The sequence below is a fragment of the Flectobacillus major DSM 103 genome (genome assembly GCF_000427405.1).
Classification (GTDB): domain Bacteria; phylum Bacteroidota; class Bacteroidia; order Cytophagales; family Spirosomataceae; genus Flectobacillus; species Flectobacillus major.
This window is the reverse complement of record NZ_KE386491.1, coordinates 3952987-3974913: the sequence shown is the minus strand read 5'-3', so window position 1 is coordinate 3974913 and position 21927 is coordinate 3952987. Positions and strand designations below refer to the sequence as shown.

Here is a 21927-nt window from a genome sequence, read left to right as displayed (position 1 = left end):
TGATTTTATATAATAGATTGATGTAGCTGATCATACTGTTGAGCAACTTTTTCCATAGAAAAAAAATGCTCGACTCGAAAACGCAAAGCTTTTTTTATCCTTTTTTGTTCTATTCCTTTATATCCCAACACCTTTTTCCATGTATAAGCTAAAGCTGTAGGATTTTTACAGGGAACAATCAATTCATTATTCCCCAACAATAATGCAGCATCGCCTGCATTGGTACTTACACAGAGTACCTCAGATGCCATTGCCTCGCCAAGTATATTAGGGAAACCTTCTGAATATGAAGAAAGTGTACATATACTGAGCTGACAAAGAATTGAATTAACATGGGGTTGCTCGCCTAATAATATAAAAGTGGACAGCAGATTGGCCTCAGATAACCACTGAATCAAGGTAGTATTGGATGAATCGCACGCTTTGCCACACAAAACAAACAGTGCTTCGGGGTAAAACTCTATAAATATTTGGGCAGCTTGAATAAAGGTTTGATGATCTTTTTCAGGTGAAAAACGGGCAATCAAACCTATAATAATTTTATTTCTGGGTAATACAAGATTACTGTCATGAGTAATGGTAGTTTTCTCAAAGCCATTGGGTATTACTTTTATGGGTTGTCTAAAGCCTATTGCTCGATGCTCTAAAGCCCCTTTTTCAGAACAGGAAATAATATGATGTGGCAATATGGAAGAGAGATATTTGCACAGATATACCACAAACCAAAGCTTTTGGGTTTGAACACCACTTAGGGTATTTCTTAGATTCCAAATCACACGAGAACGTGGCCACAAACACAAGGAAGCCAAACCGCCTAAAATATGGGCATGATACAGCCACGTATGTATAATCTGTGGCCGCAGAATTCGTAATTGCTTGATTAAGTACCATAAAGCTAATGGACTCATAGTAGTACGAGAAAAAGGCAAAATATAAACCTCTACGCCGATTTCTCGGAACTTCGTTGCTAATTGGCTTTCATCAATCAGCGATATTACACTAATATCATACTGTTCTTTTAGGCTGTATTTTACCAGTTTATAAAGCATTGTTTCTGCACCTCCCAAGCCTAAGCTTGTGATAATGTAGGTGATTTTTATTTTCATCAAAAAGGTGTTTAACGGGCTATTTCAAGTAGCATTTCTTGGTAAAGTTTAATAATCTGCGTTAAGGCAAAGCGTTCGGAAGTTAATTTTTGAATAGCCTCTTTATTAAATCGAGTACGCAAGGCTTCTTCAATGGTATCACCAAAACCTTTTATATCGTTGTTGGGTACTAAAAAACCATTGAGCCTTTTCAAGATGATTTCACTAGTACCACCTGGCACATCAAAAGCTACCGCTGGTATACCACAGGCGTTGGCTTCGAGCAGGGCATTGGGATAACCCTCCGTAAACGACCCTTGCAAAAAAAGAGTAGCACGAGCCAAATACTGAAAAGGGTTGGTACAATGCCCCAGTAGCTTTACTTTTTCGTTTAGTTGGTATTTTTTTACTGTTTGCTCTATCCTCTGCCTTTCTGTACCTTCTCCAATAATGAGATATAAAAAGGGGATTTCTAACAAAGCTAAAGCTTTCAAAAGGCGTAAATGCCCCTTCACTGGATGAAGCCGACCTACTGTAATAAAAATAGGAACATTGGGCAAGGTTATTGGTATAGGAACTTGTTGAGATTGCCGAATCATATTGGTATCCACGGGATTGTGGATAACTTGTATTTTGTTGGGGTTTATACCAAAATATTGAATTAAATGTTGCTCCATATACACCGACTGTGCAACAAGGAGGTCTAATCGAGGATAAAATAGTCGCATGAGCCATTTATTCAAAAAGGATTGGGTGTACTGTCCAATACTAGACTCCCGTGCTACGACATAGGTATCAGCTGGCAAAAATGGTCGGAATAGTGATAGTATTTTGTTGAAATCAAGGCTTGAAAAAATGATTTGTGGTTTTGTCCGATATATTACCCGAAACAACCTGAACACCACATACCTAATTTTTGATTTATGCAAAAAAACAACCTTCACACCTGTATTATACACCGAATATGCAGCGTTTTGATTGGTCATTACTACCAGCGTAATATCAAATATCTGAGTAGGTAAATGATTAACAAGGTTTAGGACAACCCTTTCTGTGCCTCCGCTAGCAAGGCTTGGTAATACAAACATTATTTTGAGACGAGCCTTCATTTCATCCACATTTCGTACCAAAGTTGAAATTGTAGCGTATTCCATAAGTTGTTAGGATTAGTTATTTGCCCTTTCATAAAAGCCTGTTTATGACGTAGTATTTGAGTAGTATTTAACAACTGGTGCTTGTTTAGGGTATCTTGGTTGATATAATCTTCTACCATAGCTTTAAAACTTCCTCGTAGCCATTGGCTCAGAGGAATACTAAACCCTTTTTTGGGGCGATTCATTAGCTCAATGGGCAAATATTGATGCGTTATTTTTTTTAGTAAGTATTTACTTGTGTGGTGTTGTACTTTGATATTGCTAGGAATTTTTGTTAAAAGTTCAACTAACTGGTGGTCGAGCAGTGGTTCACGGGCTTCAAGGCCAACGCTCATGGTAGCCCTATCTACCTTCACCATAATATTGTCGGTTAAATAGCTTTTATAATCTAGTAAAAGCATATTGTTAAAACCATCAATAGCATTTTGGGGATGAGTTTCAAAAATATTCTGACTCAAGAAAAAATGCCCCTGAACCCATTGGCGTACTTGTCGCTCTGTTTGATTTTGGCTAATAAGCTTCATGATAGAGGTATGCCTATTATCTGACTGAAGTATAGCCAGAAGCTTATCTATTTTGTGAGACGAGTAAGGAAAGAGCAATAGCCATTGGGCTACTATTTGTCGTATTTTTTGTGGGAAATAAGCACAAACCTGATGAATCTTTTGTGAGTATAAATATTTATTATATCCTCCAAAAACCTCATCGCCTCCGTCTGCCGACAAGGCAACTTTGATAGATGCACCAGCAAAACGACTTAGTAAAATACAGGGAATTGCCGAGCTATCACCAAAGGGTTCATCATAGATATAAGGTAAGGTCGGCAAAATGGCTTGAGCTTCTTTTTCGGTACAAACACATACCCTATGCCGAATACCAATATGCTGTGCGATTTTGGAGGCATAAACAGATTCATCAAACAACTTTTCCTCAAATCCTATGCTAAAAGCTTGTATATCGGTATGTTTGGGGGCTAGCAACTGGCCTACAAGCGAACTATCGTAACCTCCACTCAAAAAAATACCCACAGGGACATCCGATACCATTCTGTATTGGCAGGCCGTTTGTAGTGTACTTTCGATTTGTGTAAGTAACTCTTCTTCACCCAAATTATCTGGCGATACAATAGCAAACTGCTCGGGATTCCAGTATTCAGATACCTGCTGCGTTTTTGTAAATAGGTCAAAAGTGCGTATCTCTCCAGCATTTATTTTAAACGTATTTTCAAAAATAGTATCAGGAGCAAGTATATAGCCATACTGAAAAAAACAAGCAAGAGCCGACACATTAATCTTTTTCTGAAAAGTAGGATACTCATGAAAAGCCTTTAGTTCTGAGGCAAAAAGCAATACCTTACCTTGCTGATATATGTACAAAGGCTTTGTTCCGGCTCGGTCACGAGCCATATATAGGGTATGTGTACGTTGGTTGTACAATACAAAAGCAAACATTCCTCGTAATTGAGGCAAGGCTCTTGTACCCCAACAATCAAAAGCTTTTATCAACACCTCTGTATCTGTGTCCGACTCGAATTTATACCCCAATGTAGAGAGTTCATGGCGTATTGCCCGAAAATTGTAGATTTCGCCATTAAAAACCAAAAGCCAATCTTGAAAACAATAAGGTTGTTTTCCCTGCTGAGAAATATCCAAAATAGCTAATCTATGATGCCCCAAACCTATTTGGTAATAGTGATTTTGACTAAAATATTCGTCCGAAGTATCTGGCCCTCGATGCTTTAAGCGAGCATTCATCCGATGCAACATCAGTTGGTCTGAGCTAAGTGAATAGTCTATAAACCCTGCAAATCCACACATACAGCTATAAAGGTTTGGATATTTTTGAATTAACCTGACCAACTACACCAGCACTAAACCACGACAGCACCAGCACTACCAGAGCAAATAATACAACTCTTTTTTGTAAATAAATCTGAAAAAACAAGTTGTTGCGATGAATATAAAAAGCCCAAATAGTAAAAAAAATGGCTGTACAAATCATAGCAAATCCTTGTGTTTTTTTGAAAACCAAACAACCCAATACAATCATGATATGATAAAAAATCACAAAAAACACCAGCATAATCCACCCGCCGCTAGCCCAAACATCGCCCCAAATATTATAAGCAATACCATATTCTAAATCGGGAAAAATATCTTTTTGAGTTAAATAATGGCTTGATGTTGACATTCCCAGCCAGTCGCCTCCTACTATTAGCTGAGACACAATATCGACAGGGTGATAAAAATCTGTTTCGATACCCAAACGTAGCGTTTCGGCCAAGTTGGCTTGAATACCCGCAGGCTCACCTACCACAAAGGCATGAAAAAGTACATCTGTCCAAGAAGGGTATATTTCAGAAAATAAATCAAGTCTATTGGCCTGAATCAGGGGTAATAGTAGTTTCAACACAAAAAAGCTCATAAAGAAAAACAGAAGGATAAAGCCTTTTAAGAGATGTGTGGTGGTTCTGAAATAACGAGCAAGTACATATTTTTTGCGAGCCATGGTTATACACAATCCTGCAATTAAGGTAAAAACCGAGGACGAACGATTGCCCCCCAAAAGCATATCCGATAATAACAATACAATGGCACAGCCCAAATAGATTTTGTACCTACCTTCAAAAGCAACTAAGGCCAAAAACATAGCCCCCATCGACCACATGATATTCCAGCGGTCGGCCTGATGGCTCAAGATTTCTTGTAACTGCCCTTTACTAATATTTTCTCTATCAAAATATAGTTCAGGAAACCTCCAAAGCGACATTCCAAAACCTATCAAGGCAATAGCACAACTCCAAAAAGCAATATGCTCGTTTCTGGGAATGTAAAATACAATAGCTTTATCTTGAAAAAAATAGTCATACAGCACTACAGAAAGCAAATTTCCTAACAAAACTACATCGTACACCCAATAGCACTTTTCGTAAAGAGGTACTGTTTCGTCGGTATCATAAGGGTTAATCACCAAACCCGAATACCCAGGAATAAAGTAAATCACCGCACTAAAAAAAGAAAGTGTAAAAAAGTCGATGAACCGCAATTGAAAAGTATAATAAACAAGCCCCCATAAGCTCAATAGATAAAAGAGGTATCTGGCAATATCATAAAGCATAAGTATTGTTTGTTGGTAGACAACTATTCTTTTAAAAACGGGTGAATAATAATGATTGCCGCCACGCCTGCCTAATCAGTACCATAATAGGCCGCATAGATCGAAAACAGCTATTGCTCAATAATCCCGAAAATGTATAAGAAAATACAGAGGCTAGCACCGCTCCAGATACCCCCCATTGGGGTACAAAAAGAAAATTGAGTCCTATATTGAGTAAAGTACTTATCCCATTAATCAGAATCATATAATAACTAAGATTATGCAAATAAATAAAAGCATTTCGGGCAGTATCCAGACAAACAAATAACAAACAAACCGATAACCCCAATAGCAAATAACCGATGTCGCCAAAGGTAGAGCCATAAAGTATTTCCCCAATAAAGGGACTTAAAATAGCTATAATCAAGGCTACACTATAAAAGCACCAAAAGCATATTTTAAACAACAAAATCATACTTGTGTCGAAGGCTACGGCATTCTTTTTCTTGGCTTCGATAATGCTTGGATAATAGCTCGTAAACAATAGCATCGGCACAAAATACCAAACCTCGATTAGCTTGACGGCAGCATTATATTTACCTAAATCGCTAAAAGATGTGTATTGTGCCAATATGAGCTGGTCAACCTTCAGGTACAATATTCCCAATATTTTAGCACAAAAAACTGGTAACGATTGTCTTATCAAACTTTTGGCAATACTCACCGAAAACCTCCACCGAATCATACTAATTCCCTGCTGATGTGCAAGAAAAAAGTAAGCAATAGGTAATGAAGCACTAGCCAGTCCATTCAATACCAAAAAGCTGTACAAATCTGTAGAAGAATAATAAGCAGCTAGCAGTTTAATGGTATTGATAAATACAGTAGTCAGTGTATTGATTTGGGCTATTTTTTGAGGTATTTTTCGGGCATCAAAATAAAAATATACTACGTGCAAAGGCGTATAAAAAAACATACAACCATAAATACCGATGTAATGCCATTGTTCTGTATTAAAATGCCCAAAAACAACATAACATCCCAAACAAATACCATAAGCCATAATAGAGCAGCCTACCGAAATAACCCATGCCGAACCCAGTATTTGTAGGGTATTTTCTGGATACAATACAAGCTCTTTTATCACAATATCTTTGAGCCAAATCCCAGCAATCACACCAAAAATGGCTGTATAAGCCATTACGTAGCTTAACTCTCCTAGCTTGGTAGCACCTAATAAACGAACTAAAACAATATTACTTAGCAGTGAAACCAATAACTGTAATACCTGCCATATAAAATACGTAGATAAACGAGCTTGTAACAAGCCCTGAATGAAAGCCCTAAGCTTGGTCATTTTACCAAAAGCTAGGCATTTATGGGTAATTGTGTATATCTAGCCAAGTCTCTATCCTGATACCATACAATAGTTCGTTTTAATCCTTCCTCAAAAAGTACCTCAGGCATATAATTAAGGATATTCTTGGCTTCGCTTATATCAGCTTTACTGTTTTCAATATCGCCTGTGCGTGTTTGGGCATAAACAGGTTGAATATTCTTCTGACAGAAATAATTAATATTCTTCCAGAGTGTATTCACCGAAACGCTTTGGTTGCAAGCAATATTAATGGTCTTTAATGTATTGCTTTGGGTTTTGGTAAAAAGGGCTTTTATATTGGCCTGAATCACATTGTCGATATAGGTAAAATCACGAGTTTGCTCGCCTGTACCATGAATAATCGCAGGCTGATTATTGAGAATAGACTGAATAAAATGAGGAATTACAGGAGGATAAAGCCCCTCTGTGTTTTGTCGTGGCCCAAATACATTAAAATAGCGTAACCCTAAAATATCAAGCTGATGTGTTCTGGAAAATAAGTCGGCATAAATCTCATTAATCAATTTTGAAGCGGCATAAGGCGAAAGTACCTCCCCTTTATCTTGTTCTTGCTTGATATTGTTTCGGCTATTTCCATACACAGATGATGATGAAGCGTATACCATCTTTTTTACTTGTGTAGGAGCATTTATCATTGCTGTCATCAAATTCATAAATCCTGTCACATTTACGGTATGGGTTGCATGAGGATCTTTCAATGACCTTGGTACAGAGTTTAGGGCTGCTTGATGAAGTACATAATCAACGCCATCAAAGGCTTGCTGACATGTGGCTAAATCACAAATATCGCCCTTTATAAAAGTAAAATTGGGGTATTCTAAAAAAGATTGGATATTCTGAAGTGAACCCGTAGAGAGGTTGTCTAACACCACCACTCGATGAGCCTGATGTGATAGTAAAAACTCTACAAGATGAGAGCCAATAAAACCAGCTCCGCCAGTAACCAAAAAAGTATTTTGACGGATAAGGTCGCAATAGAACGTTGTTAAACTCATGGTTAAGGGTAGTTATTAAAATGATTATAGATTTTTAGAACATGTAAAAACAACTTGTGTACTCTTAGCTGCATATAAGTTAACAAAACTATAGGAAAAAACAATATTTTTTCTTTTTTTATTAATAATTTATTAAAAAGTAATGCAAGATGAAATTGATGAGTAAAAAAAGCCCGCAACAAATACTTTCCTATACGCACCTGCAGGGCTCGGTTTTCGGTATCAGTACGATTAAGGCTTAACGCTTTTCTGCAAACCAAGTAGGCAGAATATAAGAGAGGATTATTGATTTGATTAAAACGTGATGAAGCCGAATTGTTGACAATACGCACTATAGTAAGCACTTGGTCTTGATATTGATATTCCCAATCACGAGCTGAGCGAACCCAAAAGTCAAAATCTTCGTATGCAAGACTTTCATCATAACCTCCTAACTGCTCTAATACGCCTCTTTTTATCATCATAGATGGAGCTGCAAAAAATGACTTTTTTAGCAAATCACAATAAATGTCACCACTAGGAGGACTTACTTTCTTTTTTAGCGGAAAATGATATTTTATGAACCCTCCTTTATTATTTATATACATTACATTACTATAAATAACCCCAACTTGTGGGCGAGTTTTCATCAAGTATTCTACTTGTAAGCTGATTCGTTGAGGTAATAATATGTCATCGGCCGAAAAGTCTATGATATACTCGCCATGCGATTGGTAAAAAGCCTCATTGAACGACCTGCATATTCCTTGGTTCTTATGATGTAATATAGCCTGTATCTGAGGATGTTTCTGACAAAAAGATTGGATAATTTGAGGACTGTTATCGGTACTAGCATCATCCACAACAAATATTTCGAGTTGTGGATAATGCTGGTTTATGATAGATTGTAGTGCTTTTTCTACAAATAATTCGTGGTTGAAACAGGTGCAAATTACTGTAACTACCGGATAGCTCACAGGCATAATTTGTTGAGGAGAGAACTGTATTTAGCAACTAGCTATGGATTCATTACAAATGAGTATTTTATTCAATATGCTCACTATTTTGTACACTTACCCAAGTTAATATATCTCGAATCTTTGGGTATATCAATTAAACAATTTTGACAAATTAAGACTTTTAAAGAAGATATACATTACACTAATAATACCTCCTAATATCACAAATGCCATTACTAATACCGAACGTTTGGGTTCGCTTTTCTTCAAGGGAATCTGAGCTGGTTCTAAAATCTTAAAAACAGGCGTTTCTCTATGAATCTTCACCTTAGATTCTTCTAGTTGCTTGGTTAGCTCAGAGTACAGATTGTACGACAGGTCTACTTCATACTGGAGTTTTTTGCCTTCATCACGGGTTACGTTCAAAAACACCGCTCTATTTCTGTCCTGATAATTAGAATAATTAAACAACGCACTATCGTATCTTTTCTTGGCTTCTTGTACCCGGGCTTGTAAAAAAACCACATCGTTTTTGGTTTTTTCGGTACGATACCCAATAACATATTTGGTCAGATAGTCTTGCGAAAACTTCACTAACGACGCTGCTACAATAGGGTCGGGCATTTTGGCACTCATACTAATTACCCCCGATTTTTTATCTAATGATGCAGTGATTTTTTCTTTTAAATCTGCCAATGATAGCAATTGTTGTTTGTTGAGCAACAAGGTTTCATTGGGAGCTTCTTTGGGATTAATTTTAAATAAATCGCTATCGGATTCCCCAAAAAGTTTGTAGCTAATAGTTTCTTTTCGCAATTTTTCGAGGTATTCTGAAAGAACTAGCGTTTTTTGTTCTTTTGCCACAAAAACCTTCAATTGGAGGGCATCCATCAAAAATGGTGTACTTTGCAAAATATTAGGATACAAATCAGGGCGAATAGCCTCGGTTGAACTCAAGCTACTTAAATCAACACCTGCCAAGCCAGCCAACGATTTGAATTTACTAAGACCTCCTATATCTTTTGAATCTAATTCTGGCAAAATTTTCACTTCGGAGGTATATAAATTTGGTAGGCTAAGGGCATATACAGCCCCCACCACTGCAAAAACAAAGCTCGTGATAAGTATAATCCATTTACCTTTAATAATGGATTGCACTATTTCAGACAAGTCTATTGTCAATTCTTTTTCTTGGGGCTTTCGCCCTTGTAAATTCTGTGCTTCCAATTGTCTGAGAATTTTCTTATTTCACGGTATTGATGATATTCACGATAATATAGGCCAAGGAACTAATCGCTCCTAGAATGGCAATACGCTCGCCTGTAGAAAGTTTAGAACCACTTTCTTTGGGCGAAGACGGCACTATAATCTCTGCACCGGGTTCTACACTTGGATAACTTTTAAAAACAAAAAACTTACGTGTTCTGTCAGATAAACCGTTGGCGTATTTTACAAAAATTCTACCTTTAACGGCATTTTCGGTAAGCCCCCCAGCCTGTGCCAAATAATCACGTACACCCAACCCCTCACGATAGGCCACTGAAACAGGATTGAGTAATTCACCCGACAATTTCACCGTTTCGAGGCGGCGAGGAATCATCAATTTATCGCCATCTATTAGTAATAAATTTTCTGATTTTTCAGGTTGTTTCAAAATAATATCTAAGTCGATAGCCACAATAGCGGTATCTCGTTGAAATGTTGCTCCTTTTGGAAAAGCCCCATTTTTTAATCCACCAGCCAAACGAATAATATCGGTAATGCGTTGTGTTTTGTCTTTGATAGTATAAGTACCCGGATACGCCACTTCGCCTTCTACAAATACCGTTTTTTGTTCCTCATATCTTGGCGATTTGCGTATATTAAGCTTATCGAAAGGCTGTAGTACATAATTGGCTGCATTGGCTGCAAGTTTCAACTCTTTATCTATATCAAAAACAATAATACGAACATTTTGGCCTGAGGCTAAATCAAGGGTATCGTCTTTTACCCTTCTCGACAACTCTAACTTAGCATAACTTGCCCCTTCGGTAAATCCTTTTGCCAATAAAATCAAATCGGCTACGGTCATTCCCTCGATATAGTCAAAGTTTCCAGCATTATTTACTTCGCCATCGATACGTACAATGCGTTTTTCTTTCAAGCCAAGCACCGAAAATATCGTTAGGTGGTCTTCTCGTTTGAGCGGAATGTCATCTATTACCCCAGTCATCAATTGGTTGAGGTCGATACCCACAAGTTCAAACTCATCATTATCTTTTTGTCTTTTGAGGGTTGCTCTATTTTTAAAAGCGTCAGGTTTAAGTCCTTCGGCAATTTTAATCAATTCTTTTACGGTTGAAACACCTTTTTCTAAAGCGTATTCGCCTGGACGAAATACAGAACCCGATATTTTCACTCGATTTTCGTAACGCTCAAGAATTGTTCCAATCGTATATTTATCACCGCTTTTAGGAATAAAAGTGGCCACTTCTTCCTGAGCAACATTGATAAGTTTTAATTCTTTGGCCGTATTTCTTTTGAGTTGGATAGCATAAGTATATGCTTTGTCGGTAAATCCTCCTGCAAAACGGAGAATATCCTTGAGGGTTTCGCCTTTTTCTACTTCAAAAATAAAAGGTCGTTTTACTTCGCCCGACAATTCTACTCGGGTATCATAATCGGCAATTCTGATTACGTCTTGGTCTTGTAAACGAACATTATCTTTTTGGTCGGCACGAAGCAAGAAATCATATAAATCGAGGATTCTCACTACTTTGTTATCACGAATCAAGCGGATATTACGATAAGAGCCGTTTTCGGAAGGGCCACCAGCCATATACAAGGCATTGAAAAGTGTTGCCAAAGATGATACCGTATAAGAACCCGCACGAGCTACTTCGCCCGTTATAGTAACCTTGATACTACGCACATTCCCAAGGGTTATTTGAGCCGACACACCACTTCCTGCTACATTAATACCTTGGTATAATTGACGTAAACGTGCTACTATACGCTCGGATGCGGCTTCAATAGTAAGGCCATTGACATAAATAGGACTCAAATTCAGGATTCTTACTGTACCTTCAGGGCTAATTTTTAGCTTATAATTGTCTAAAGCATTGCCAAAAATATCGACATTCAGTTCGTCATCGGGGCCAAGTTGATAATTTCGTGGCGTAGGAATACGTAGGTCGGGCTCAAAGGTGAGGCTTTCTTTACTAAAAAGTGATGCTCCAAACACCTTTGTTTTTTTTACGAGAACACTATCCTTTTTGTTGGTATCGGTAGAATCGGTAAATGTCACTTTCGAGAGTTTAGTACCTTTTTGGGCTCGACCAGCAATAGGTTTTTCCTCCAAAATTTCAGACTGATTTGTTTTTTTACCCTCTTCTTGCTTTATTTTTTCGATTCTTTCACGCATTTTAGCTACATCGGCGGGGGTAAAACCCTGTAATATAGCGGCTTTTTCTATCTGGCTTTCAGACATACCGCTAGATTGAGCTTTTTGAATAAAAGCTTTTACCTGTTCATCGGTCAAATCTTCTACCTTCTGTTTTTGTCCAAAAGAAGACCATGAAATTAATAAGCTAAATAGTACAAAAAAAAGTACTTGAGAAGGGTTATGGGTTGCCGAGCGTTTTTGAAGTCTCAGAGTGTTTAGGAATGGTAAATTCATTTTAGTGTCGCTTCAATGCCACTTTGGTTAGATAAATGACTGATAAGGTTAGTATTGACAGGTGAGTTACAAAAATACAAAGAAATACTATACCTTCATATCAGGTATAGTATTCTAGTTATCTAACGGTTAAAGACGTTGCATTAATTTAACAACCATTTGGTCTTTCCATGCCCGGAAAGTACCAGCAATGATATGCTCACGAGCTTGTCCAACCAACCACAAATAAAAGGTAAGATTATGTACACTGGCAATCATAGCACCCAATATTTCTTCGGCTTTTACCAAGTGACGAAGATAAGCTTTGGTATAAAAATTACTGTTGTAGCTATCCAAGCCTGGGTCTATAGGAGAGTAATCATCTTTCCATTTTTCATTTTTGATATTGATGATTCCTTCTGTAGTAAATAACATTCCGTTGCGGGCATTGCGAGTAGGCATTACACAGTCGAACATATCTATTCCTAAACCTATTCCTTCCAAAATATTGGCAGGTGTGCCTACTCCCATCAAATACCGAGGCTTGTCTTTTGGCAAAATATCGGTTACCATATCGGTCATTTCATACATCATTTCGGCGGGTTCGCCTACCGAAAGCCCACCAATGGCATTGCCTTCACGCTCGAAGCTAGCAATAACTTCGGCCGACTTCACCCTCAAATCTTTATAAACACTGCCTTGTACAATTGGGAATAAAGTTTGCTGATAGCCATATTTAGGCTCGGTAGCATCAAAATGTTCACAGCAGCGTTTTAGCCAACGGTGCGTCATTTCCATCGACTCGCGAGCATAGCCATATTCGCAGGGGTAGGGCGTACATTCATCAAATGCCATAATAATATCGGCACCGATGGTTCGCTGAATATCCATTACTTTTTCTGGGGTAAAAATATGCTTTGAGCCATCAATATGTGACTTAAAAGTTACGCCTTCTTCTTTGATTTTGCGACCAGTACCCGCCAAAGAATATACCTGATAGCCTCCAGAGTCGGTGAGGATGGGTTTGTCCCAGCCATTAAACTTATGCAAGCCACCAGCCTTTTCCAAAATGTCTAATCCCGGACGCAAATACAAGTGATAGGTATTCCCCAAAATAATTTGGGCTTTAATATCATCTTTGAGTTCTCGCTGATGCACCGCCTTTACCGACCCTGCTGTGCCTACAGGCATAAAAATTGGTGTTTGTATCTGTCCGTGGTCTGTTTGAATGACACCCGCCCTAGCTTTACTATTGGGGTCGGTGTTATGTATGTCAAATGTCATAATACTATCTTGGGAAATTAGCGTTTTTCTTAATCTAAATGTTTTCTTTGTCGAAAAGCCTGCAAAGTTACCAAAAACTAGACACTTATCAGCACTCACTACTTAGGAATCACTATCTTTGCGTTTTCAAAAACACAAACAGTTTGTTTCGCTTTGATACCATTTTTACTTATCATCTTTTTATTGGCTCTAGGTATTCAGTTATTTTATATCATTTTTGTTTTAGCGAAAATCAATAAATATCCGAACCTCGAAGAAGAGCCACCTGCAAAACTTCCTGCTGTATCAATTATTGTGTGTAGCTGGAATGAGTTATCGAATTTGCAAGAACTCATCCCTTTGCTCAACTCACAAAATTACCCAACCTTTGAAGTAATTATTGTGGATGACCGCTCGCACGATGGCACTTACGATTACCTTTTAACTGAAAGCCATTGTTTTGAAAAAGTCCGTTTTTTGAGAATCGAACACCCCCCCGAACACCTTTCGCCTAAAAAATATGCTTTGACATTGGGTATAAAATCGGCCAAATATGAGGTAATACTACTGACCGATGCCGACTGCCGCCCTCAATCAGCTCTTTGGATTCAGGGAATGGCACAGCTACTAAATGCTCAAAAAGATATTGTACTGGGTTTTTCGCCTTATTTTTCCAGCAAAGGTTTTCTGAATAAACTGATTCGATACGAAACCTTTTTGACAGCTCTACAGTATTTCTCATTTGCTCTTTATGGAATGCCATATATGGGCGTGGGGCGTAATTTGATGTATCGCAAATCGTTATTTTTTAATAATCGAGGGTTTGCCAAACATACCAATATCCTTGGGGGCGACGATGATTTGTTTATGAACGAAGTTGCCAATGTACATAATACAGCGGTATGTCTTGAGCCCGAAACATTTATGTATTCTATACCGAAAGAGACATGGCAAGACTGGTATCGCCAAAAAACAAGGCATATCTCTGTGAGTAAATACTATAAAAAAGAAAATAAAATAGCACTAGGGCTTTTGGCTAGTTCCCAAATTCTTTTCTGGCTGTCGCTCATAGCTTTAATTCCTTTTGTATTTTTTGACTTATTAAAATACTGGATAATAGGGTTATTCTTGTTACGACTGATTGTCCACTGGGTAGTATTGGCCAGTGCCAACAAACTATTAGACCGTACGATTTCAACAATAAGTATCCCTTGTTGGGATTTTCTGATAACAGGCTATTACTTATGGATGGGGCTCAACAATATTGTACCAAAGCGTAGAAAAATGCGTTGGAAATAAGTAATTTGACATATTAAAAACAACCAATAATTAAGCATCATGACTAACGATTCAAGTTTGATAGAAAAATATTTTCCCCAACTTACCGACAAACAAAAACAGCAATTTGCTCAATTAGGCGAGTTATATCGCCACTGGAACGAGCAAATTAATGTTATTTCACGCCAAGACATCGACAATATCTATGAAAAACATATCTTACATTCTTTAGGAATAGCGAAGGTGGTCAATTTCAAGGATTTTAGCGAAATACTAGATGTTGGTACAGGGGGTGGCTTTCCGGGTATTCCATTGGCTATATTATTTCCGTATTGTCAGTTTCATTTAATTGATAGCATTGGCAAAAAAATCAAGGTTGTTCAAGAAGTATCAGCAGCCTTAGGTTTAGAAAATGTAAAAGCCGAACAAATCAGAGCCGAACAAGTAGATGGCGAATACGACTTCATTGTAAGCAGAGCCGTTACACGTATTACACCTTTTTATGGATGGGTAAAAGGCAAAGTAAATATCAACTGTTATAATAAACTAAAAAATGGTATTTTGTACCTAAAAGGAGGTGACCTAGATGAGGAGTTGAAAGAATTAGGTAAAAAAAGTAAGACGTATGAGCTATTCAACTACTTCAACGAAGAGTTTTTTGAGACAAAAAAGGTAGTTCATATACCAATGGTATAAAAAAATGAAAAAAGTTTTCATTGTAAAAAACTGAAAATCAAAGTTTAATGCCAATGAGAATATTTTTTTTAGTTTTTTTTGCAGAAAACACTTGCGTCGTAACAGATTACCGTGTAATTTTGCATCACAATTCAGGAACAAAGAAACACAGAATTGTGAAACAGATTCCTTCTTAGCTCAGTCGGTTAGAGCACATGACTGTTAATCATGGGGTCCCTGGTTCGAGCCCAGGAGAGGGAGCAATTAATCACAAAAAAGCCTTCATACGCAACGTATGAAGGCTTTTTTGTTAAAGTCTTTTCCAAAAAATAGGTTTCTTTTCCAAACGTCTTTTCCAGAATTAGTAAGAATCTTATTCTTCCCAATCAATACTATATTTTTGGCATAAAAAAAGAAGACTTTATGGACCTTCTTAATTGTGTTCTGAAATTGCTTCTTGTACGTAGTCTTCGGATGTACCAATATGGTCAGCGAAATCTTTTAGCATTACATACTTTTTAGAATTAGGATAACAGTCTTTAATGGTTCTCATAACTCTATATGTATGTTTTCTCGACCAGCCCATAATTGTCATTATTTCCTCTGAGTGAATTCGCAGTCTTTTCATTTTGTGTTCTTTGTAGCTTTTTATCTTACTACCTTACTACCAATGTATTTTTGATAAATTATTTTATTAATACTCTGTTTTACAGTGCTTTAATTTTGAGAGGTTTAGTAGTAATGATACATTACTCTTACTACCATTTCTCACATTTAGCTTACTACCACTTCGTTTTGTATGCTTTTTACAATGTAAACATATCTCGATACTCCATTCTCTTTTTTACTCATCCTTTCAAATCCTCCTTTTTTTAAGGCATTTCCGAGTTTTCTACTATTTAGCATTTTGCCATAATGCTTTTCAAGTGAACTTTGAATAACAGAGCTTTGTAGAAACTCAGCCTCCTTGTCATTTTTGCTGGTAGGTTTGTAAAGCTCAATAAGAAGCTCATATCCTGTTTCATTTACACTAAAGCTTTCATTGTTATTTTGCAATTCTGCCATATCGCCTTGACTAAACCAGTACTGATAATCTGTTTTGAATAGATGGTAAGCTTCTGCCCAAACTAAATCTATTTCTATTTTTTTTGCTTCTTCAATATTGATACCAAGAGCTTCAAAAGGTAAAAAGCGTCGAGAGCCAGAAGGGTCAGTTAGAAAATCGTTTCCATTTATGCTTCCGCAAAAAGAAGCTAATCTTGGACGTTTAGTAATGAGTCTGTCATAGGGCTTACGGATTTTTACTGAGTCAAGCGTAATAAGTGTTTTAAGTGCATTTTCATCTTTTCGATTTAAGTTTCTTAGTTGGTCGTCAATATTGATGATGAAAAACTCCGCCAGCATTCCCTGTGTATCGTTGCTTTCTACATTTATTTTTCCGGTATAGATGTATTCTTTAAGAGAAGGAGGACATAGGTTATTTAGCCATGTTGTTTTAAATACTCCTTGTTGACCAGTTAGTACCAGACAAGTATGGTTTTGACATCCTTCTTTTGTTAAACTATTTGCAACTGTGCCTACTAACCACTTAGTTAAATGTTTTTCAAACAAGTCTTGATTCTCAACTTTAACTGTTTTTGCAAGCTTAGCAATCATTTGATTAGATGTGTTACCGCCTTTTAAAGAATCAAAGTAGTTTTCAATAGGATTAACAAGAGGAACAAAGTCGGATTTGAGTAGGCGAAAAATTTTATCGACAGGCATAAATGAACCATTAGATTCAAGTTCAAAAGCTATGCTATTTAGTTTGTAATCATTTAATCGAGTAAACGTATTGTCTTGTTTTATTTTCCATTCTGGAGAGTCAGTGATTGTATTATATCTATAATCATAGTTCTCGGTCAAGTATTTTCTAACTAATATGGTTTGATTGTTTCTCAGAGAAGTATTTTTATTATCCTTTTTATTCGGGTCTGTACTTTCACCTTTACTGTTCATACTTATTAAATCAGCCAGTGATAGTGTCTCATGCTTAGCAGTCATAAATGCTTAAATTGATTTAGATTTGTTGATGGTTCGAATGATAGATTCAAGATAAGAACAGTAAGTAATTAGCCTTCTGTATTCTTCCCAGTGGTCTATGTCAAATTTCATTTTGTTCAATACATCAACTTCAAGAATTTTGATAGTATGTTGAACGCTCTGGCAATACGTTAGCCACATTTCTATTTGTTGATTCAGCATTTCAAGATGCTTCTGTCTTTTAGGGTCGAAAATCTCTTCATATTGTATTTTCTCCAATGAGTTTCGATAGTTAATTTGGCTTAATATCCATTCATTTATTTTCAATTGGTCAAGTTCAAGCAGTTCAATACACATTAATTTGCCATGTTTTGAAAAAAAATCATCGGTTAGGCTCTCTTGTTGAGCAATTGTATTCATATCTATAAATTGATTTTAAAGGGAAGAAAAAGCAAAATATGAGAGAAAAGAAGAAGGTTATGAAGGGTGACTTTTACGACTAAATCTTGACTGATAATAGGAAATATCCTTTCTATTTATGTACATTAGTTCCATAATTATACCATGTAATATGATTACAAATAATTTGTTTAAAGCTTAATTAAGATATTTGACTCTGCTCTGTTGTTAATGGGTAAAGTCAGGAAGACACACTGCTACATATTGGACGTATGTAGCAGTGTCTAATAGTTTATATTTGCCCTTCTAAGCGTTTTTTCTGGAATATTTTCATTTCTTTCATTACGGCATCTATGTCCATTTCTGCATAGTAAGTGAGTGTAACTACTTCTGATGAATGACCAAGAACTTTGGCTATAATTGAAATGGGAACACCATGATTGTACATTAAACTTGCACAAGTTCGCCTCGAACTATGAAATGTTACTTTATCTGGATTTTCAATATTCGCTAATGAGGCAATATCTTTGATAGTTCTATTAATTTGCTGATTTGTTACTCTTGGAAAATATAGACCAGAAGGTGAAATCCGAGATATTTCCTCATATTTTTTTAAGATAGCTTCCGCTTCAGGTAGAATCGGTGCATAGTACACCTTTTTATTCATCGTATTATTCTCATGTCCTTTAATACGAGCCTTTGATATGTAGCATAAACCATTTTCGTAAGAATTAATATCAGATGCCTTTAAGTTCATAATATCGGCATACGATAAGCCTGTGTGGCAAGAAAAAATATATAAATCTCGTACTAATTGAAGTGTTGGGTTATAAAGTTTCAAATCAACAATCTGTTTTATTTCTTTTTCGGTTAGGTAGTGTATTTTGTTTTTAGCTCCTCTCTTGTAAGTTTGATTTGCAAATTTGTTATTTTGAATCCATCCACAATCTAAAGCAAAAGCAAAACACTTTTCAATGCTTTAGCATGACGTACAGCGTGGTCGTATTGATTGCCTCTTTCATTTTTCAGATAATTAATTAATTTATCGGCGATGATAAGTTCTACCTCATCCAATGGAATCAAGTAGTCTTTGTATTCCTTCTTTAAGAATGATTTGATATTGTCAACGATGTAACCGTTTTTCTCTATCGTCCAACGGTTCAAGCCACTTCCATTATGGTATTTATATTCAAACCACTTATCAATAGCCTCAAATAAATTTGGAATTTTAGCAGTAGCAGAACTTCCAAGTGTAGCTATTTTAATGGATTGAAGGTCAATTCGCTTGTTGCTTTCTAATGCTTTTTCATAGAAACTTGTCATGCGGTCTCTATAAGCAATCAATAGCTTAGTAGCCTCTGAATCGCCTTTTATCATTCCTGTTTTAGTATCTAACTTTTCTCCTTTTACATTGATAATGTTTGTCGAAAATTTAGTTTCTTTTCCTTGAAAGAGAATCCGAACATAGATAGTTTGTCCAATTTCTTGAAAAGAGATTCTTGGTGCTTTTAATATGGCGGAAGAAGCGTGCTTGTTTTTCATAGATTTAGATTGAATCAGCTTTGAAGATACTTGAGAGAGGAATATTCAAATACTTACATACTACTTCCATTTCAGCCATCATGGGTGATTTTTCTCCACGATAAATTTGACCAAATCTCTTTCTTTTGATACCAGTAGCTTCGTAGAATTCCTTTGAAGGTTTGAAAACAATGGCAGGATTAGGTGAGCCATCAATAATTAGAGCAAATTTGCACTTTAGAGTTGTTGTCATGTTTAAATTTGCAATTTATATGTTTAATATGATATATTAATATTAAATATTGCATACAAATATATTATATTGTTTTTTTTATATATGCAATATTTTGTAAATAAAAATTTACATATTATGCTTAATTTTGAATATGGATATGTCAAAATCAATTATTGCCACAAGAGAAGCCAAAGGGTTGAAGCAATCAGAAGTTGCCTCACGGATGAATATTGACCAACCAAATTATTCTCGATTAGAGAAAAGAGGTAAAAAATTAACCCTTGAACAAATTGAAGGAATAGCGAAAGCTCTTGAAGTTTCACCCAATGTCCTTTTGGGTTTAGAAGGTGAAAGTGTAGCCGAAAAAGATGACAAGGAGGCATTATTAAAGCAAAATGAGGAGTATCGAAAAAGAATAGATGAATTAGAATCAAGATTGAGTAGCATTGATGAAGCTAATAGAATTAAAGACGAATTAAATGCTATCAAGCAGGAACAAGCTCAAGAGAAAACAAGAAATATTCAGGAGAAAATTACTGAAAAAATGCTTGAGAGAATGTATGAAATTGCAGAGGAACGTAGTTATATTCGGTTAATGAATCGTAGAACATTTGAAGAAAACCATGAAAAGTTAAGTGCTGAAGATGATGGAGATTATCATAAAACAGAACGGTACTTTTATTATGTTAGTAGGACAAATGATGTTGCTTTAGTAACTCAGGATAATTTTGAAAAACTTCTTGAAGAGTATTATAAAGACCCTTGGATTAAACTAATTTTAGACTTAGGATTAGCAACGGAGAAAGAACAAGCAGAGTGGGAAAGTTGGAGAGCTAAACACCCACCACAAGACCCAAAACAAATAGATAATTATTTAGAAATGTTTTCAGATATAGGAGCTACTATTGCTTCAATGGTGCGTAATCCATTTCAGACAATTGGGGCATTTGGTAGTGTTGTAACTTTGGGACTTAGTAAAGTAATAAAGTCCTAATTAAAGCCTTGTAAAGCACTTCATTGTTTTACAAGGCTTTATTCTTTTAAGCATATACAAGCCAGCCTTTCTGTCCAATAAAAATAGCTTTACCTTCAGCTTTTTTTGATTCAAGTAATTTCATATCCCAGTTAGCCTCATTACCTAAATCAAACTGAGCAATAATTTTTAGTTCAGTGGGTGTTGGGATAATTTTTGCAACTACTTTTGGAGTATAAGAAACTTTATCAGTGTTAGCTTTTCTTTGCTCTTTCCTTTTTACAAAATAACGATAAATAGCTCTTCCACAGAATACTAAAACTATTATAATAAGGACAATTAGTAGCCACCAGAACCATTTTGACTTTGATGGTTTTGATGAAGGACTGACTATTTGTGCGACATTGGAAATGCTGAAATCTACAATACCAAAAGGGTCGTATGAATATTTGAAGTTATTGTCCAATAGCATGGCGAGTATAATTAACTTGGTTATAATAACAATGTACTAAAAAGTAAACCACATCAGGATAATCTTTAACTTGAGGGTTTTTGGAAACCAATTGAAATACGGTTTTCAATAATGGTGTTTCATAGGCATATAGCCTTTCTTGAAGGAGTTGTAATTGAGTGTTAGAGTCTTCAATCTTGTACTTAACCGTTTCTTGAAATTGCCTTACAGCTTGTATTTGAGCCTGCTTAATACGTTCCTCTGCAACTTTATTTGCAAAGTCAGTTGCTTCTTGCCAAACACTCTTTTTCTCTTTAGCCATGTGTGTCTGTAACTCTTGTATGTGAAGATTGGCTTTTGCTAACTCTTCTTTCAATGCAGATAGTTCACTACTTTGGTCTTTGCCTTCGTTGGGTACATTGCTTAAAGTACTGCTATTGAGGTAGCTTTCAATAGCAAATAAAATATACTCCGATTGGTTCATGCCTTTCTTCTCAGCATTCTCCAGAATCCGTCTCTTCATATTGAACGTAGTACGGAAGTTAATAACTTGTGAAAGTTCACTCATAATTTGTAATACAATGTAATACGCTTGAAAATCAATAGTTTATAATCTTTGTATTACGGTAATACGTTCCTGTAATACAAAAGCAAGTTCTGTATTACGGGATTAGATTGAGGGAAAAATGTGGAGTTTTGAGAGTAATATAAATCTTCTGAGCAAATATTATATTATACCAATTCATTCTAATTATTTAAGTCATTATTTGGATATATATATTCATTTGTTGGAAAGTACGAAAATT

At 36.2% G+C, this 21927-nt stretch carries 21 protein-coding genes and 1 tRNA gene; 4 read left to right on the top strand and 18 right to left on the bottom strand.

Translation table 11 applies throughout. The features are described from left to right. Positions 1–5 precede the first annotated feature (5 nt). The 10 genes from FLEMA_RS71990 to tgt form a co-directional block, all read right to left on the bottom strand. Positions 6–1106: a glycosyltransferase gene (locus tag FLEMA_RS71990; RefSeq protein WP_044172751.1), complete on the bottom strand. Its 1101-nt coding sequence runs from the start codon at positions 1104–1106 to the stop codon at positions 6–8. Positions 1107–1117: 11 nt separating this feature from the next. Next, positions 1118–2239 (bottom strand): glycosyltransferase, encoded by a 1122-nt coding sequence (locus FLEMA_RS71985; RefSeq protein WP_044172748.1) that lies wholly within the window; start codon positions 2237–2239, stop codon positions 1118–1120. Further along, positions 2191–4056 (bottom strand): asparagine synthase (glutamine-hydrolyzing), encoded by a 1866-nt coding sequence (gene asnB / locus FLEMA_RS71980; protein WP_044172746.1) that lies wholly within the window; start codon positions 4054–4056, stop codon positions 2191–2193. Before asnB ends, FLEMA_RS71985 begins: the two co-directional genes overlap by 49 nt. A gap of 4 nt (positions 4057–4060) precedes the next feature. Then, entirely contained in the window at positions 4061–5356 is a 1296-nt protein-coding gene (locus FLEMA_RS71975; protein WP_044172745.1) for a hypothetical protein, read from the bottom strand. Positions 5357–5387: 31 nt separating this feature from the next. Continuing rightward, positions 5388–6692: an oligosaccharide flippase family protein gene (locus FLEMA_RS71970; protein WP_044172743.1), complete on the bottom strand. Its 1305-nt coding sequence runs from the start codon at positions 6690–6692 to the stop codon at positions 5388–5390. Between the two features lie 11 nt (positions 6693–6703). Beyond that, positions 6704–7729: an NAD-dependent epimerase/dehydratase family protein gene (locus FLEMA_RS71965; protein WP_044172742.1), complete on the bottom strand. Its 1026-nt coding sequence runs from the start codon at positions 7727–7729 to the stop codon at positions 6704–6706. Between the two features lie 2 nt (positions 7730–7731). Beyond that, positions 7732–8685, bottom strand: a complete 954-nt coding sequence (locus FLEMA_RS71960) for a glycosyltransferase family 2 protein (protein ID WP_159102715.1) — start codon at positions 8683–8685, stop codon at positions 7732–7734. A 132-nt stretch (positions 8686–8817) separates the two neighbouring features. Further along, positions 8818–9894, bottom strand: a complete 1077-nt coding sequence (locus FLEMA_RS71955; RefSeq protein WP_044172724.1) for a Wzz/FepE/Etk N-terminal domain-containing protein — start codon at positions 9892–9894, stop codon at positions 8818–8820. A 16-nt stretch (positions 9895–9910) separates the two neighbouring features. Further along, positions 9911–12325 carry an SLBB domain-containing protein gene (locus FLEMA_RS71950; protein WP_081681358.1) on the bottom strand — a complete coding sequence of 805 codons (2415 nt, stop codon included), beginning with the start codon at positions 12323–12325 and terminating at the stop codon, positions 9911–9913. A 129-nt stretch (positions 12326–12454) separates the two neighbouring features. Further along, positions 12455–13588: a tRNA guanosine(34) transglycosylase Tgt gene (gene tgt, locus FLEMA_RS71945; RefSeq protein WP_044172720.1), complete on the bottom strand. Its 1134-nt coding sequence runs from the start codon at positions 13586–13588 to the stop codon at positions 12455–12457. Positions 13589–13741: 153 nt separating this feature from the next. Here tgt and FLEMA_RS0140060 point away from each other — a divergent pair, with 153 nt between their 5' ends. The 3 genes from FLEMA_RS0140060 to FLEMA_RS0140040 all read left to right on the top strand — a co-directional run bounded on the left by FLEMA_RS0140060 (position 13742) and on the right by FLEMA_RS0140040 (position 15781). Beyond that, entirely contained in the window at positions 13742–14866 is a 1125-nt protein-coding gene (locus FLEMA_RS0140060) for a glycosyltransferase (protein ID WP_026997924.1), read from the top strand. A 39-nt stretch (positions 14867–14905) separates the two neighbouring features. Beyond that, positions 14906–15541 carry a 16S rRNA (guanine(527)-N(7))-methyltransferase RsmG gene (rsmG, locus tag FLEMA_RS0140050; RefSeq protein WP_026996708.1) on the top strand — a complete coding sequence of 212 codons (636 nt, stop codon included), beginning with the start codon at positions 14906–14908 and terminating at the stop codon, positions 15539–15541. 166 nt (positions 15542–15707) lie between these two features. Then, positions 15708–15781, top strand: a tRNA-Asn gene (locus FLEMA_RS0140040). Positions 15782–15953: 172 nt separating this feature from the next. Here the strand turns inward: FLEMA_RS0140040 and FLEMA_RS76830 are convergent. The 6 genes from FLEMA_RS76830 to FLEMA_RS0139965 form a co-directional block, all read right to left on the bottom strand. After that, positions 15954–16148: a hypothetical protein gene (locus FLEMA_RS76830; protein WP_144080137.1), complete on the bottom strand. Its 195-nt coding sequence runs from the start codon at positions 16146–16148 to the stop codon at positions 15954–15956. A 146-nt stretch (positions 16149–16294) separates the two neighbouring features. Further along, entirely contained in the window at positions 16295–17563 is a 1269-nt protein-coding gene (locus FLEMA_RS71935; protein WP_052354187.1) for a VapE domain-containing protein, read from the bottom strand. Positions 17564–17569: 6 nt separating this feature from the next. Beyond that, positions 17570–17962 carry a hypothetical protein gene (locus FLEMA_RS71930; RefSeq protein ID WP_044172714.1) on the bottom strand — a complete coding sequence of 131 codons (393 nt, stop codon included), beginning with the start codon at positions 17960–17962 and terminating at the stop codon, positions 17570–17572. A 271-nt stretch (positions 17963–18233) separates the two neighbouring features. Next, on the bottom strand, positions 18234–18824 hold the full coding sequence (locus FLEMA_RS71925) for a site-specific integrase (protein WP_262486537.1): 591 nt from the start codon (positions 18822–18824) through the stop codon (positions 18234–18236). Positions 18825–18889: 65 nt separating this feature from the next. After that, a complete protein-coding gene (locus FLEMA_RS71920) occupies positions 18890–19483 on the bottom strand; it encodes a hypothetical protein (RefSeq protein WP_044172709.1) in 594 nt (197 codons plus the stop codon). 4 nt (positions 19484–19487) lie between these two features. Continuing rightward, positions 19488–19715 carry a hypothetical protein gene (locus FLEMA_RS0139965; protein ID WP_026996706.1) on the bottom strand — a complete coding sequence of 76 codons (228 nt, stop codon included), beginning with the start codon at positions 19713–19715 and terminating at the stop codon, positions 19488–19490. 139 nt (positions 19716–19854) lie between these two features. On the opposite strand from FLEMA_RS0139965, the gene FLEMA_RS71915 reads away from it, so the two are divergent. Then, positions 19855–20691 carry a helix-turn-helix domain-containing protein gene (locus tag FLEMA_RS71915; protein ID WP_159102713.1) on the top strand — a complete coding sequence of 279 codons (837 nt, stop codon included), beginning with the start codon at positions 19855–19857 and terminating at the stop codon, positions 20689–20691. 46 nt (positions 20692–20737) lie between these two features. On the opposite strand, the gene FLEMA_RS71910 is transcribed toward FLEMA_RS71915, so the two are convergent. Together FLEMA_RS71910 and FLEMA_RS71905 are read right to left on the bottom strand one after the other, a co-directional pair. Further along, on the bottom strand, positions 20738–21136 hold the full coding sequence (locus FLEMA_RS71910; protein ID WP_144080136.1) for a hypothetical protein: 399 nt from the start codon (positions 21134–21136) through the stop codon (positions 20738–20740). Beyond that, positions 21126–21689 (bottom strand): hypothetical protein, encoded by a 564-nt coding sequence (locus FLEMA_RS71905; protein WP_044172700.1) that lies wholly within the window; start codon positions 21687–21689, stop codon positions 21126–21128. Before FLEMA_RS71905 ends, FLEMA_RS71910 begins: the two co-directional genes overlap by 11 nt. Positions 21690–21927 lie beyond the last annotated feature (238 nt).